This is a genomic window from Actinoplanes sp. NPDC004185 (assembly GCF_053603475.1).
The window spans coordinates 53,335-65,817 of the sequence record NZ_JBSGFR010000046.1 but is presented as its reverse complement, the minus strand read 5'-3'; the positions used below and the strand labels follow the sequence as shown (position 1 = coordinate 65,817).

Here is a 12,483-nt window from a genome sequence, read left to right as displayed (position 1 = left end):
GTCGCAGAGCCGTGATCGCGAGGCCAAGCTGAAGAAATATGCCGAGGTCGGCATCCCCTCCTATTGGATCGTCGATCCACTTGCCGAGCGCGTGACGTTCACGCAGTTCTGCCTGGGCCCGGCTGGGATGTATCAGCGTCGGCTCCACACGGACGAACTCGTCACGGTCGACCAGCCGTGGGAGATCACCCTGGATCTGCCGGCCTGGACCCGCAAACGCGACCGCATCCACCGGGTCGCCCGCCGCGACAGGTGAGCTGATGATCGGGTAGGACATACGCATGGCGTTGCATGTGCGTGGGGTTCTGCTGCCCGATGACGAGGTCCGCGATCTCTGGCTGGTGGGTGACCGCATCACCCTCGAGCCCGTCGCCGGCGCCGAGACCATCAGCGACGGTGGTTACGTCGTTCCCGGGCTGGTCGACGCGCACTGTCACCTCGGCATCCAGTACGGCGCCAAGCCCATCGAGAGCCTCCAGCAGGCCCGCGAGCTCGCCCACACCGACCGTGACGCCGGCGTGCTCGCGTTGCGGGACGCCGGTTCGCCGTACCCGTATCCCGAGCTCGACGACGAGCCCGGCATTCCCCGCCTGGTCCGGGCCGGCCGGCACGTCGCGCCCACCCGGCGCTACCTGCGCGACATCGGCGTCGAGGTCGACGCCGCCGACGTGGTCGCGACCGTCACCGCTCAGGCCAAGGCCGGCACCGGCTGGGTGAAGCTGGTCGGCGACTGGATCGACCGGTCCGTCGGCGACCTCGCCCCGTCCTGGGATCCCGCCACCATGGCCGCCGCCGTCGAGGCCGCCCACGCGGCCGGTGTCCGGGCAGCCGTGCACACGTTCTCCGAGGAGGGCGTCGCGCAGATGGTCCACGCCGGCGTGGACTCGGTCGAGCACGGCACCGGCCTGTCGCTGGAGCTGATCGACGAGATGGCCCGCCGCGGCACCGCGCTGGTCCCCACGATGATCAACATTCGGACCTTCGGCGGCATCGCCGACCAGGCCCGGGCCAAGTTCCCCTCCTACGCCGACCACATGCTGGCCCTGCGCGACGGCTTCCCCGAGGTGGTGGCGTCCGCGCACGAGGCCGGCGTGCCGATCTACGTGGGCACCGACGCGGGCGGCAGTATCCGCCACGGCCTCGCCGCCGAGGAGATGCTGCTGCTGCACGAGGCCGGCATCCCCGCCGCTGACGTGCTGGCCGCCGCCTCCTGGCGGGCCCGGGCCTGGCTCGGCTTCCCCGGGCTGGTCGAGGGTGGCCTCGCCGACCTGGTCGTCTACGAGGCCGACCCCCGCCGGGACCTGCGGGTGGTCCGCGCCCCGAGCCGGATCGTGCTGCGCGGCGCGGTCATCCGCTGAGGTCCCAGATCCGCAGGCTGGTGCCGACCGGGCAGGCCAGCCGCTTCGGCGTCCAGGCGCACGCGTCGGACGCCGGCGGCACCTCACCCAGCACCGTGATCTTCCCGTCCGGGAGCGTGGCTTTGCCGGCCGGACCGGCGACAAGGCTCGGCAGCAGCAGCAGTGCGTCCGTGTCGAGCCAGGTCACCGAGCCGGCCGGTGTCGAGAAGACCCGCCTGCCGCCGCGGTCGTAGACCACCCGCTCGCCCTCGGCCCCGCCGACCAGCGTGTAACCGTGGACGGTGGAGACCGACGTGCCGTTCTTCGCCCCAGGCACCTGCCACAGCTGCCGGCCGGTCGCCGCCTCCAGCACCGAGACCGTACCGGTGGCTTCCCGATCCTGGTCGCTCACGCAGACCCGCAGCTCACCGCACATCTGCAGCATGTCGAGCTGATGTCCGGGACCCCGGGTGAACACCACCTTGGAACTGCCCTGAGCGGAGCGCAGGTCCGTGGCGCGCACCCGGTAGCCGTTCCGCTCGCAGCACTCGTGCTCGTCGTTGTAGAGCCACCCGTCGTACGCGAAATACGTGCGGGGATCGGTGTCCGGCGGCGCGGCTGTGACCGTACGTCGCAGCTCGCCGGTCGTGATGTCCCGCACCTGGACCTTGCCCGCGCGGGTGACCTGCACCAGCCGGTCGTCGGTGAAGAAGAACGGCCGGCCCAGCCCCAGGTCCTCGTTGCGGTCCAGATAGGTGCCCATCGAGTGCACCGGCCGGTCGGCCGGGGCCGGCTGCTGCCAGCGGCGGACCCCGCTCACCCAGTCGAACGCCTCCGTACGGCCGTTCGCCGACACCCGGACCACGACGGACTCGTGCCGGACCACGTCGTCCCCGTCCTCGAAGGGCAACGCCCACCGCTCCCGGCCGTCGGCAGGGTCGAAGATGTGCATCGTGTTGACGGAACCCTGGCGCAGGGTGACCACCAGCGCCCGCGGCACCACGTTGACGGCGAGCAGTTCGTCGGTGCGGCGGCCCAGCGGCCGGGCAGGCCAGGCGACCGCGCCGGTGCGCAGCTCCACCGCGTTCAGGCTGATCTGGCCGTTGAGGGTCTGCCAGGCGGTGTAGAGCCGGCCGTCGGTGCCCGCCACAGTGGCCGCCCGGGCCTGGTCACCGAACTCGACCGGCGCGCCCACCGCGGGCAGCGTGCGCTTCGACGTCACCGGCGCGGACTGCCGGTCGTGCCGCACCAGGACAACGCCCACGCCGGCGGCGATCAGGCACACCGCGGCAGCCGCGGCGACCATGGCCCGGCTCCGCGTACGCTGGCGCCCCCGGTGCCGGGCCTGCTCCGCCGGGGCCAGCGGGATGCCGTCCGCGTCCCGGCCCAGCGCGGTGAACAGGTCGTCGAGATCAACGGGCATGGCCGGCTCCCTTCCGTGCTGGTGCTGCGGGGTTCAGGTCACCGAGCGTCGCGGCCAGACCGGCCCGGCCCCGCGACAGCCAGGACTTCACCGTGCCGGTGGAGGCCCCGGTCTCGGCGGCGATCTCGCCGACGGACCGGTCGAGCAGGTAGTACAGGGTCAGCGCCCGGCGATGCGCTGCCGGCAGCGTCCGCATCGCACGGACCAGCAGGACCGTGTCCTCCGACGGCGGTGCCGCCGGTGTGGGCGGGGGATCGGCCGCGGCCCGGGACCGCCGTACGCCCAGCCGCCGCCACCGGTCCGCGGAGAGCCGGCTGACGACCAGGCGCAACCACGCCTCGGGCTCCTCGTAGCCGGACAACCGCCGCCACCGCTGCCACGCCCGGGCGTACGCCTCCTGCACCAGGTCCTGCGCCTCGACCGGGTCGCCGGTGAGCCCGTAGGCGTAGCGGGCCAGCCTGCGGGAGGTGTCCCGGTAGAACGCGTCGAAGTCGTCGGTCATCTCCACCGCCCCTCGCAGAAGGACACGGGACGGCCGCCCGGTCGGTTGCGCACGGGTCTCGCTAGGATGCTGCCTCATGGCTCGCGTGCTCACTCCCCGTGCGGAGGACTTCCCCCGCTGGTACCAGGACCTCATCGCCAAGGCGCAACTCGCCGACAACGGCCCGGTGCGCGGGACGATGGTGATCCGGCCGGCCGGCTACGCCATCTGGGAGCACATGCAGGCGGACATGGACCGCCGGATCAAGGAAGCGGGCGTGCAGAACGCGTACTTCCCGCTGTTCATCCCGGAGAGCTACCTGCGCCGCGAGGCCAACCACGTCGAGGGCTTCTCGCCCGAACTGGCCGTGGTCACCCACGCCGGCGGCAAAGAGCTCGCCGAGCCGCTGGTCGTCCGGCCGACCAGCGAGACCGTCATCGGCGAGTTCATGGCCAAGTGGGTCGACTCCTACCGCGACCTGCCGCTGCTGCTCAACCAGTGGGCCAACGTCGTGCGCTGGGAGCTGCGCCCGCGCACGTTCCTGCGCACCACCGAGTTCCTCTGGCAGGAGGGCCACACCGCGCACGCGACCGAGGAGGACGCCCGCGAGCACGCGCGGGAGATCCACAAGCACGTGTACGAGGACTTCATGGTCAGCATGCTGGCCATCCCGGTCGTACCCGGTCGCAAGACCAAGGGCGAGCGGTTCGCCGGCGCGACCAACACCATGACCGTCGAGGCCATGATGGGCGACATGAAGGCCCTGCAGATGGGCACGTCGCACGAGCTGGGGCAGAACTTCGCCAAGGCGTTCGACATCACCTACTCGTCGGCGGCCGGCAAGGTCGAGCACGCCTGGACCACGTCCTGGGGCACCTCCACCCGGATGATGGGCGGCCTGATCATGGTGCACGGCGACGACAACGGCCTGCGGCTGCCGCCGCGCATCGCGCCGATCCAGGCCCAGGTCATGGTGGTCAAGGCCGGCGAAGGCGTCCTGGAGGCGGCCGGCAAGCTGACCGACGAGCTCAAAGCGGCCGGCGTACGCGTCAAGCTCGACGCCCGGGCCGACATCCCGTTCGGCCGCCGCGCCGTCGACGCCGAGCTCCAGGGCATTCCGGTACGCATCGAGGTCGGCCCCCGCGACCTGGGCGCGGGCAACGCCGTGGTGGCCCGCCGCATCGACGGCACCAAGACGCCGGTGGCCCTGGCCGAGGTGGCCGCGACCGTGACGGCCGCCCTCCAGACCGACCAGCAGCGGATGTACGACGACGCGCTGGCGTTCCGCGAGTCCCACACGGTCGACGTCAAGACGCTGGGCGACGCGATCGAAGCGGCCCAGACCGGCTGGGCGCGGGTGCCGTGGTCGGCGGTCGGCACCGAGGGCGAGGCCGAGGCGAACGGCAAGGCGGTGACCGTGCGCTGCCTGTTCCGCGAGGACGGCTCGATGCCCGACAGCGACGACGAGCCCGACCTGATCGCGATCCTGGCCCGGTCGTACTGACCGTGCCCGCCCGTTCCACGCCCGCCCATTTCACGCCCGCCCGTTTCACGCCCGGCCGCGAGGTCCTCTACCGCAACATCGACGGGCCGCGGCTGGCCTCCGTACGCCCGTGCCGCGTGGTCTCCGACGACGACCGCGGGCTGCTGCTCTGGCTGGCCCGCGGCTCGGCGGTGACGATCGAGGTGGCCGAAGACGGACGGGGCATCCGCGACATGCCGTTCGCCGAATGGACCGGCCTGCGCACCAAGCTCATCGCCGACACCTGGCAAGGCCCGGGCCTGCTCAAATTCATCCCCCCGGACGCCGACCACTCGATCTGGCTCTTCCGCGACGACGCCGGCACCTTCACCGGCTGGTACGTGAACCTGGAAGAACGAGCAATCCGCTGGGACGACGGCGACGTGGCCGGCGTGGACGTGATCGACCAGGACCTGGACATCGTGGTAGCCCCGGACCGTACGTGGAAGTGGAAGGACGAGGACGAGTTCTCCGAGCGTCTCGCCTTCCCGGACCACTACTGGGTCCACGACGCCTCAGCGGTCCGCGCCGAAGGCCTCCGCGTGATCAAGTCCATCGAGGCGGGGGATTTCCCCTTCGACGGCACCTGGACCACCTACGAGCCGGACCCGTCCTGGCCCGTCCCCACCTCCCTGCCTCCAGGCTGGGACCGGCCCGCCGCCCCTCGACCCTGACTTCTTCTGTCGCGCCGGTTGCATGGTGGGGCTTGGGGGCGGGGATGGTCCACGCAGATATCAAGCCTGACGAGCTGCGTGGGCCATCCCCGCCCCCAAAGCCCCACCATGCACCCACAAGAAGACGAATAAAACCATGCAACCACCTAGCAATCGGCGGGAGCGACGGTCAGAACCATGCAACCAGGCACGACAGCAGAGATCTGGATCAAAGACCAGCCCCGATTGGGCCGAGCCGCGGCTCTCTGGCAGAATAGACGGGTCCGGCGTGCGTAGAGGTGCCCTCTAACTCCTCCACGCACCGCCAGTCCTCGAGGCATCGGTCCCATATCCCCACGTGGGTTCCGTTCTCTCACCCACGTACCGGCTCCCAGGCGGGCCGGTCGTCATCGCAACAGGAGCGAACAAGACCGTGGCCGTAAAGATCCGGCTCCTGCGGATGGGCAAGATCCGCAACCCGCAGTACCGCATCGTCGTCGCCGACTCGCGCACCAAGCGTGACGGCCGCGCCATCGAGTACGTCGGTATCTACCAGCCCAAGGAAGACCCCTCGATCATCGAGGTGAAGTCGGAGCGGGTGCAGTACTGGCTCTCGGTCGGCGCGCAGCCGAGCGAGGCCGTGCAGCGTCTGCTGGAGAAGACCGGCGACTGGCAGCAGTTCAAGGGCCTGCCGGCTCCGCCGCCGCTGCTCGTCAAGGCGGAGAAGGTCAGCCGCCTGGCGACCTACGAGGCCGAGGCGAAGGCTGCCGCCGGTGTCGCCGAGACCCCGGCTGCCAAGCCGGCCAAGAAGGCCAAGGCGACCGAGAAGGCGGCCGACAAGTCCGCTGACAAGGCTGCCGACAAGACCCCGGCCGCGCCGGAGGTTGCCGAGACGCGGCCGAGTGACACCAAGGCTGTCGACCCGGCCGAGCCGAACCGTGAGGCTGTCGCCGAGGACGCGAAGGACCCGGCCGGTGCCGGCGCCGACGCGAACTGACGGGGCGCTCCGGCCTGCGCTGGAGCACCTCGTCAAGGGCATCGTCGACAACCCGGACGATGTCCGGGTCCGGCTGGTCGACTCGCGCCGCGGCAAGCGGCTCGAGGTGCGCGTGCACCCTGAGGACCTGGGAACGGTCATCGGGCGGGGCGGGCGTACGGCCAAGGCGCTGCGTCAGGTCATCGGTTCGATCGGTGGGCGCGGCATCCGCGTCGACATCGTCGACGCGTACTGAGCTGCTGCCTGATGTTGCTGGTCGTCGGTCAGATCGGTAAGCCCCATGGGATCCGTGGGGAAGTGCTGGTGACGGTGCGGACCGATGATCCAGAGGCGAGATTCGCCGCCGGGTCGGCGTTCACCACGGAGGTCCCCCGGGACCGCCGGGTGAACGCTGGCCCTGCGGTCGCCGCCCCCGGGGTGCCTTATCAGGTGCCCGCGAAGCTTGTCCTCGAGGCGATCCGCTGGCATCAGGGCAAGGGCATCGCCCAGTTCGAGGGCATCCTCGACCGCAACACCGCTGAGGCTCTGCGTGGCGTGTTGTTGCAGGTCGACAGCTCGGAGATCACCGAGCCGGACGATCCGGACGAGTTCAACGATCATCAGCTCACGGGCCTGTCCGTGGAGTCGGTCGACGGCACCGTGCTGGGCACGGTTGACCGGATCGACCACGCGCCGGCTTCGGACCTCATCGTCCTGAAGAAGGCGGCCGGGGGCACGGCGCTCATCCCGTTCGTCAGCCAGATGGTGCCGACGGTCGACCTGGCCGGCGGTCGGATCGTCGTGGACCTGCCCGAGGGTCTGCTCGACCTCTGATGCGCGTCGATGTCGTTTCCATCTTCCCCGAGTATTTCGCTCCGCTGGAGCTGTCGCTGATCGGCAAGGCCCGCGGCGCCGGGATCCTCGACCTGTCCGTGCATGATCTGCGCACCTGGACCTCGGATGTGCATCGCACGGTGGACGACTCCCCGTACGGCGGTGGCCCGGGCATGGTCATGCGCCCGGAGCCGTGGGCGGCGGCCCTGGATGCGGTGGCCGGTCCTTCGTCGGTGCTGGTGGTGCCGTCGCCGGTGGGCAAGCCGTTCACCCAGGCGGACGCGCACGAGCTTGCCGCTCTGGATCACCTGATCTTCGCCTGCGGCCGGTACGAGGGCATCGACCAGCGTGTCCTCGACGAGGCGGCTGCGCGGATGCCGGTTCGTGAGGTCTCGCTCGGCGACTATGTGCTCTTCGGTGGTGAGGTCGCGGTCATCGTGATCATGGAAGCGATCACCCGGCTGCTGCCCGGGGTGCTGGGCAACGCGGAGTCGCTGACCGAGGAGTCGCACGCGGCCGGCCTGCTCGAGGCGCCGGTCTACACCAAGCCGGCCGTCTGGCGGGAGAGGGCGGTGCCCGAGGTGCTCCGGTCCGGTGATCATGGCCGGATCGCGCGCTGGCGGCGTACCGCATCGTTGCTGCGCACCGCGGCCCGGCGGCCGGATCTGCTGGCCGCCTATCCGGCCGAGCTGCTCGACAAGAAGGACCGGGCCGCGCTGGACGAGGCCGGATTTCAGATCCCGCCCCCGGGTGTGGCAAAGTAGTGAGGTTGCCGTTCGCGCCCCACGCCGTGGCCGGCCGGACGAGGACCCCGTGCATCGATGTCGACCATCGGCACCGATGTCAGCGGGTCAGAATCACCCAATCGCGCATCGAACTCCCGGTGCGCTTTGAGTACGACGAGGATGCAGCGATGAACACGCTGGACCAGCTCGACGCCCAGTCGCGGCGCACCGACATCCCCGACTTCCGGGCCGGTGACACCGTCAAGGTGCACGTCCGGGTCGTCGAGGGCAACCGTTCCCGCGTCCAGATCTTCCAGGGCGTCGTGATCAGCCGCCAGGGCGGCGGGCTGCGCGAGACCTTCAAGGTCCGGAAGATCAGCTTCGGCGTCGGCGTCGAGCGGACCTACCCGGTCAACAGCCCGCAGCTCGACCGCATCGAGGTCGTGACCCGCGGTGACGTGCGTCGCGCCAAGCTCTACTACCTGCGTGAGCTCCGGGGCAAGAAGGCCAAGATCAAGGAGCTGCGCGAGAAGCAGACGGTCAGCTGAACCCCCTGACGGTCCGGGCCGTATTCACTCGGACTGACGTTTACTGCGCGGGCGCACTACGCTTGCGTCAGTGACGGATGGGAATTCAGCGGGACCATTCGCACTACCGCCCGTCATGTCCCCACCCGGGGAACTCGGGCGGTAGTGCTGTATCCGGGGCGGTTCGACCGGACGGCGGCGGGAGATGCGTAGCGTGGAACCGATGCAGGGGTATCGACCCTCCTCCTCCGGACGTCGCCGCGGGCGGGTGATCCGGCGCAAGGAGATGCCCCTCTGGCAGGAGTTGCCGCTGCTGCTGGTGGTGGCCTTCTGCCTGGCCGTGCTGATCCGCACCTTCCTGGTGCAGGCGTTCTACATCCCGTCCGGCTCGATGGAGAACACCCTCGCGATCAAGGACCGCGTCCTGGTCAACAAGGTCGTCTACGACATGCGGGACCCGCTGCGCGGCGAGATCGTGGTCTTCCGCGGCACCGACAACTGGGCGCCCGAGCAGCCGGCCGAGCCGATCAGCAACACCTTCGGCGCCAAGCTCGGCCGCACCGTCGGCGACCTCGTGGGCGTCAGCCGTCCGGGCGAACGGGACTTCATCAAACGGGTGATCGGCCTGCCCGGCGACAAGATCGCCTGCTGTGACGACCAGGGCCGGATCACCGTCAACAGCGAGCCGATCGACGAGCCGTACATCTTCGAGAACTCGCCGCTGGACGCGCCGCCGAATCCGCGGCAGTGCACCAGCCGCCGGTTCGCCGAGGTGACCATCCCCGCGGGTGAGATGTTCGTCATGGGCGACCACCGCCTGGTGTCGCAGGACGCGCGCTGCCAGGGGCCGGTACCCATCGACAACATCATCGGCCGGGCCTTCGTGGTGGTGTGGCCCACCAGCCACTTCACCAGCCTTTCCGTGCCGGACAACTGGAAGTCGTACGCGGCTGCGCATCCGATCGCGGCCGCCCCGCCCGGTGAATCTCCCCGGCATGCCCCCGATCCCGCCACCGCGGCCGTTATGCTGCCGTTCCTCTTAAGTGTCGGCGTATCCGCGCGTTCCGGACTGTGGTTGCGGCCCCGGGGACGTAGGCTCCGATCGTGATTGACGAGCACACCGAGTCCTCGAAGCGCAGCGGTTCGTTCTGGCGCGAGCTACCGATCTTGCTGGGAGTGGCGATCCTCGTCGCCGTCCTGGTGCGCTTCTTCGTGTTGCAGACCTTCTACATCCCGTCGCCCTCGATGGAGCACACGCTCAACGTCTGGGACAGGGTGCTGGTCAACAAGCTGGTGTACGACTTCCGCGAGCCGCGCCGAGGCGAGATCGTGGTCTTCAAGGCCCCGACCGACTGGCAGAGCGGCACCGAGGGCGAGGACTTCATCAAGCGCATCATCGGCGTCAGCGGCGACCACGTGGTCTGCTGCGACGACCAGGAACGCCTGATGATCAACGGCCACTCGCTGGACGAGCCGTTCATCTACACCGACGCGGACGGCCAGCAGGACCCGGCAGCGGACGAGAAGTTCGACATCACCGTGCCGGCCGGCCGGCTGTGGGTCATGGGTGACCACCGTTCCGCGTCCGGCGACTCCCTGGAGCACTGGGAGCAGACCAAGGACATCCAGGCCGCCACGATCCGGACCGACTCGATCGTCGGCCGGGCGTTCACGATCTTCTGGCCGGTGTCCCGGGCGACCTGGCTCTCCGTGCCCAAGGAGTTCGACGACGTCCCGAACCCGGCGCCGGCCAACTGACGCGGCGCCGGCCGCTGACCCGGCGTCAAGATCGACCATCGGCGCAATAGGCTGGGGGCGTGACGTTCATCGACCGCCGGGCCGCCCGGGTGCTTCTCATCGATGCCGCGGAGCGCGTTCTGCTGCTGCGCGGCGGTGACCCGGCACGCGCGGACCAGCACTGGTGGTTCACACCCGGCGGTGGGCTGAACGAGGGCGAGACGCCCGCTCCGGGCGCGGCCCGCGAGCTGCTGGAGGAGACCGGTCTGCGGGTCGATCCCGCCGAGCTGGGCGAGCCGGTGCACCACGAGACCACCGAGTTCAGCTACGACAACCGGCAGTACCGCCAGGACCAGGACTTCTTCATGCTGCGGGTCGACTCGTGGCAGGTCGACACCACCGGCTTCGACCCCGAGGAGCAGCGCACGATCACCGCGCACCGCTGGTGGTCCCTGGCCGAGCTCGACACCTCGACCGAGCAGATCTTCCCGATCGGGCTCGCCGACCTGCTGCGTAAGGTCCTCTGATGCTGAGTCCGCCCCGGACGGTGGTGCGCCGCGAAGGCGGCCTCTATGCCCTCGAGCGGGCGCTGCAGCGCCGTGGCTTCCGGCACGTGGCCGGAGCCGACGAAGCCGGCCGGGGCGCCTGTGCGGGCCCGCTGGTCGCCGCCGCGGCGATCCTGCCCGAGGGCAAGCGCGGCGAGATCGACGAGCTGGCCGACTCCAAGCTGCTCACCGCGGCCGCCCGCGAACGCGTCTACGACGAGGTGGTCACGCGGGCGCTGGCCTGGTCGGTGGTGATCGTCCCGCCGGCCGAGGTGGACGGCCGCGGCCTGCACGTCTGCAACCTGGCCGCGATGCGCCGCGCGCTCGCGTCGCTCACAACCCGCCCCGAGTACGTCCTGACCGACGGTTTCCCGGTCGACGGGCTGGGGGCACCGGGCCTCGCGGTGTGGAAAGGCGACCGGGTGGCGGCCTGTGTGGCGGCGGCCAGCGTGCTCGCCAAGGTCACCCGGGACCGGCTGATGGTGGAGCTGGACGGCAAGTTCCCGGACTACGGCTTCGCGGTGCACAAGGGCTACATCACCGACGAGCACAGCGCGGCGCTGACCAGGCACGGTCCCTGCGTGGAGCACCGCTTCTCGTACGTGAACGTGGCGGCCGTCTCCGGGCGCGGCAACCGGCCCCCTCGGGCCCGCCGCCCCGCGGATCTGCCCCGGGTCGACGCCGAGCCGCTGATGCTCTGGCCAGCAGTGGAGGGTACCGTCGGCGTGGCGTCGGGCGAGCAGCCTCGGCCGCCGGTGCCGGTGGGGGAAGATGAGGCCATGGAGGGCGAGAAGCGATGAGCGCAGAGGATCTCGAGAAGTACGAGACCGAGATGGAGCTGCAGCTCTACCGGGAGTACCGCGACATCGTCCGACAGTTCTCGTACGTGGTGGAGACGGAACGCCGGTTCTACCTGGCCAACCAGGTGGACCTGCACGTCCGCAACTCCGACGGCGAGGTCTACTTCGAGGTCGAGATGCATGACGCGTGGGTCTGGGACATGTACCGGCCGGCCCGCTTCGTCAAGAACGTCCGCGTGATGACGTTCAAGGACGTCAACGTGGAGGAGCTGGAGAAGCCGGACATCTCGCTGCCGGACGAGGCCGGTTTCGGCGGTAGCTGACCGGGCGCCGCGGTTGTCCACAGGGCGGGTCGCGGCTCATCTCGCAGAAGAGCACCATGCCTGGCATGGTGCTCTTGCTTTCGGCCCTCCTGGTCCTGTCCGGCCTCCCGGCGGCTCTTGAGCGGCCCACTCCGGCCTCCGTGCCCGGCCCGGGCCCGGCGCCGGTCGACCGATGGCGCGCCGGTGGAGAGTTCGGCTGGCCGGTCGATGCCGCGCGGGTCGCGCGGCGGTTCGACCCGCCTCCGCAGCCTTGGCTGCCCGGTCATCGCGGCACGGATCTGGCGGCCGCGCCAGGCGCGGTGGTCCGGGCCGCCGGTGCGGGGACGGTCGTGTTCGCCGGTCAGGTCGCGGGACGCGGCGTCGTCAGCGTGGCGCACGCCGGCGGGCTGCGCACGACGTACGAGCCGGTCGTGGTCGAGGCGCGCAGTCCCGGAGACATCGTCGCGGCGGGGGAGCGGCTGGGCACGCTGGCGGCCGGTCATCCGGGGTGTCCCGAGGCGGCCTGTCTGCACTGGGGACTGCGCCGGGGCGCGGACTACCTGGACCCACTGACGCTGCTCGGGCTGGGGCGCGTCCGGCTCCTGCCGCTGTGATCGCGGT

The 12,483-nt window shown here is 70.5% G+C and carries 17 protein-coding genes; 15 read left to right on the top strand and 2 right to left on the bottom strand.

The window, feature by feature from the left end:
- Both ACWEOZ_RS35270 and ACWEOZ_RS35265 read left to right on the top strand, forming a co-directional pair.
- A partial coding sequence (locus tag ACWEOZ_RS35270) for a Uma2 family endonuclease (RefSeq protein ID WP_451914991.1) occupies positions 1-256 on the top strand: 256 nt, incomplete at its 5' end.
- 25 nt (positions 257-281) lie between these two features.
- The gene (locus ACWEOZ_RS35265; protein ID WP_451914990.1) at positions 282-1,358 is read left to right on the top strand and encodes an amidohydrolase family protein; all 1,077 of its coding nucleotides are present in this window, start codon (positions 282-284) and stop codon (positions 1,356-1,358) included.
- Here ACWEOZ_RS35265 and ACWEOZ_RS35260 read toward each other — a convergent pair.
- Positions 1,348-2,760: an outer membrane protein assembly factor BamB family protein gene (locus tag ACWEOZ_RS35260; protein ID WP_451914989.1), complete on the bottom strand. Its 1,413-nt coding sequence runs from the start codon at positions 2,758-2,760 to the stop codon at positions 1,348-1,350. The genes ACWEOZ_RS35265 and ACWEOZ_RS35260 overlap by 11 nt on opposite strands.
- Positions 2,750-3,262: a SigE family RNA polymerase sigma factor gene (locus ACWEOZ_RS35255; RefSeq protein WP_451914988.1), complete on the bottom strand. Its 513-nt coding sequence runs from the start codon at positions 3,260-3,262 to the stop codon at positions 2,750-2,752. Before ACWEOZ_RS35255 ends, ACWEOZ_RS35260 begins: the two co-directional genes overlap by 11 nt.
- A 76-nt stretch (positions 3,263-3,338) precedes the next feature.
- Here ACWEOZ_RS35255 and proS point away from each other — a divergent pair, with 76 nt between their 5' ends.
- The 13 genes from proS to ACWEOZ_RS35190 all read left to right on the top strand — a co-directional run bounded on the left by proS (position 3,339) and on the right by ACWEOZ_RS35190 (position 12,476).
- Positions 3,339-4,745 (top strand): proline--tRNA ligase, encoded by a 1,407-nt coding sequence (proS, locus tag ACWEOZ_RS35250; RefSeq protein ID WP_451914987.1) that lies wholly within the window; start codon positions 3,339-3,341, stop codon positions 4,743-4,745.
- A 2-nt stretch (positions 4,746-4,747) separates the two neighbouring features.
- The gene (locus ACWEOZ_RS35245) at positions 4,748-5,437 is read left to right on the top strand and encodes a DUF402 domain-containing protein (RefSeq protein WP_451914986.1); all 690 of its coding nucleotides are present in this window, start codon (positions 4,748-4,750) and stop codon (positions 5,435-5,437) included.
- A gap of 412 nt (positions 5,438-5,849) precedes the next feature.
- On the top strand, positions 5,850-6,413 hold the full coding sequence (gene rpsP / locus ACWEOZ_RS35240; protein ID WP_451914985.1) for a 30S ribosomal protein S16: 564 nt from the start codon (positions 5,850-5,852) through the stop codon (positions 6,411-6,413).
- The gene (locus tag ACWEOZ_RS35235) at positions 6,391-6,648 is read left to right on the top strand and encodes an RNA-binding protein (protein ID WP_023561857.1); all 258 of its coding nucleotides are present in this window, start codon (positions 6,391-6,393) and stop codon (positions 6,646-6,648) included. The genes rpsP and ACWEOZ_RS35235 overlap by 23 nt, the downstream gene beginning before the upstream one ends.
- A gap of 14 nt (positions 6,649-6,662) precedes the next feature.
- The gene (gene rimM / locus ACWEOZ_RS35230) at positions 6,663-7,226 is read left to right on the top strand and encodes a ribosome maturation factor RimM (RefSeq protein ID WP_451914998.1); all 564 of its coding nucleotides are present in this window, start codon (positions 6,663-6,665) and stop codon (positions 7,224-7,226) included.
- Positions 7,226-7,990, top strand: coding sequence for a tRNA (guanosine(37)-N1)-methyltransferase TrmD (gene trmD, locus ACWEOZ_RS35225; protein ID WP_451914984.1), 765 nt, complete (start codon positions 7,226-7,228; stop codon positions 7,988-7,990). Before rimM ends, trmD begins: the two co-directional genes overlap by 1 nt.
- Before the next feature lie 149 nt (positions 7,991-8,139).
- Complete coding sequence (gene rplS, locus ACWEOZ_RS35220) at positions 8,140-8,499, top strand: 50S ribosomal protein L19 (protein ID WP_360549929.1); 360 nt, start codon at positions 8,140-8,142, stop codon at positions 8,497-8,499.
- A gap of 202 nt (positions 8,500-8,701) precedes the next feature.
- Complete coding sequence (lepB, locus tag ACWEOZ_RS35215; RefSeq protein ID WP_451914983.1) at positions 8,702-9,586, top strand: signal peptidase I; 885 nt, start codon at positions 8,702-8,704, stop codon at positions 9,584-9,586.
- Positions 9,583-10,236, top strand: a complete 654-nt coding sequence (lepB, locus tag ACWEOZ_RS35210; protein WP_451914982.1) for a signal peptidase I — start codon at positions 9,583-9,585, stop codon at positions 10,234-10,236. Before lepB (ACWEOZ_RS35215) ends, lepB (ACWEOZ_RS35210) begins: the two co-directional genes overlap by 4 nt.
- 59 nt (positions 10,237-10,295) lie before the next feature.
- The gene (locus ACWEOZ_RS35205) at positions 10,296-10,742 is read left to right on the top strand and encodes an NUDIX hydrolase (RefSeq protein ID WP_451914981.1); all 447 of its coding nucleotides are present in this window, start codon (positions 10,296-10,298) and stop codon (positions 10,740-10,742) included.
- Complete coding sequence (locus tag ACWEOZ_RS35200; protein WP_451914980.1) at positions 10,742-11,560, top strand: ribonuclease HII; 819 nt, start codon at positions 10,742-10,744, stop codon at positions 11,558-11,560. The genes ACWEOZ_RS35205 and ACWEOZ_RS35200 overlap by 1 nt, the downstream gene beginning before the upstream one ends.
- Positions 11,557-11,883, top strand: a complete 327-nt coding sequence (locus ACWEOZ_RS35195; RefSeq protein ID WP_023561849.1) for a DUF2469 domain-containing protein — start codon at positions 11,557-11,559, stop codon at positions 11,881-11,883. Before ACWEOZ_RS35200 ends, ACWEOZ_RS35195 begins: the two co-directional genes overlap by 4 nt.
- A 56-nt stretch (positions 11,884-11,939) precedes the next feature.
- Entirely contained in the window at positions 11,940-12,476 is a 537-nt protein-coding gene (locus tag ACWEOZ_RS35190) for a murein hydrolase activator EnvC family protein (protein WP_451914979.1), read from the top strand.
- The last annotated feature ends 7 nt before the right edge of the window (positions 12,477-12,483 follow it).

Bases quoted from the DNA above. Each gene is read 5' to 3' on its own strand.
- ACWEOZ_RS35195 (WP_023561849.1), top strand. From the start codon at position 11,557: ATGAGCGCAGAGGATCTCGAGAAGTACGAGACCGAGATGGAGCTGCAG.
- trmD (WP_451914984.1), top strand. From the start codon at position 7,226: ATGCGCGTCGATGTCGTTTCCATCTTCCCCGAGTATTTCGCTCCGCTG.
- rplS (WP_360549929.1), top strand. From the start codon at position 8,140: ATGAACACGCTGGACCAGCTCGACGCCCAGTCGCGGCGCACCGACATC.
- ACWEOZ_RS35260 (WP_451914989.1), bottom strand. From the start codon at position 2,760: ATGCCCGTTGATCTCGACGACCTGTTCACCGCGCTGGGCCGGGACGCG.
- lepB (WP_451914983.1), top strand. From the start codon at position 8,702: ATGCAGGGGTATCGACCCTCCTCCTCCGGACGTCGCCGCGGGCGGGTG.
- ACWEOZ_RS35190 (WP_451914979.1), top strand. From the start codon at position 11,940: ATGCCTGGCATGGTGCTCTTGCTTTCGGCCCTCCTGGTCCTGTCCGGC.
- proS (WP_451914987.1), top strand. From the start codon at position 3,339: ATGGCTCGCGTGCTCACTCCCCGTGCGGAGGACTTCCCCCGCTGGTAC.
- ACWEOZ_RS35200 (WP_451914980.1), top strand. From the start codon at position 10,742: ATGCTGAGTCCGCCCCGGACGGTGGTGCGCCGCGAAGGCGGCCTCTAT.
- ACWEOZ_RS35255 (WP_451914988.1), bottom strand. From the start codon at position 3,262: ATGACCGACGACTTCGACGCGTTCTACCGGGACACCTCCCGCAGGCTG.
- ACWEOZ_RS35265 (WP_451914990.1), top strand. From the start codon at position 282: ATGGCGTTGCATGTGCGTGGGGTTCTGCTGCCCGATGACGAGGTCCGC.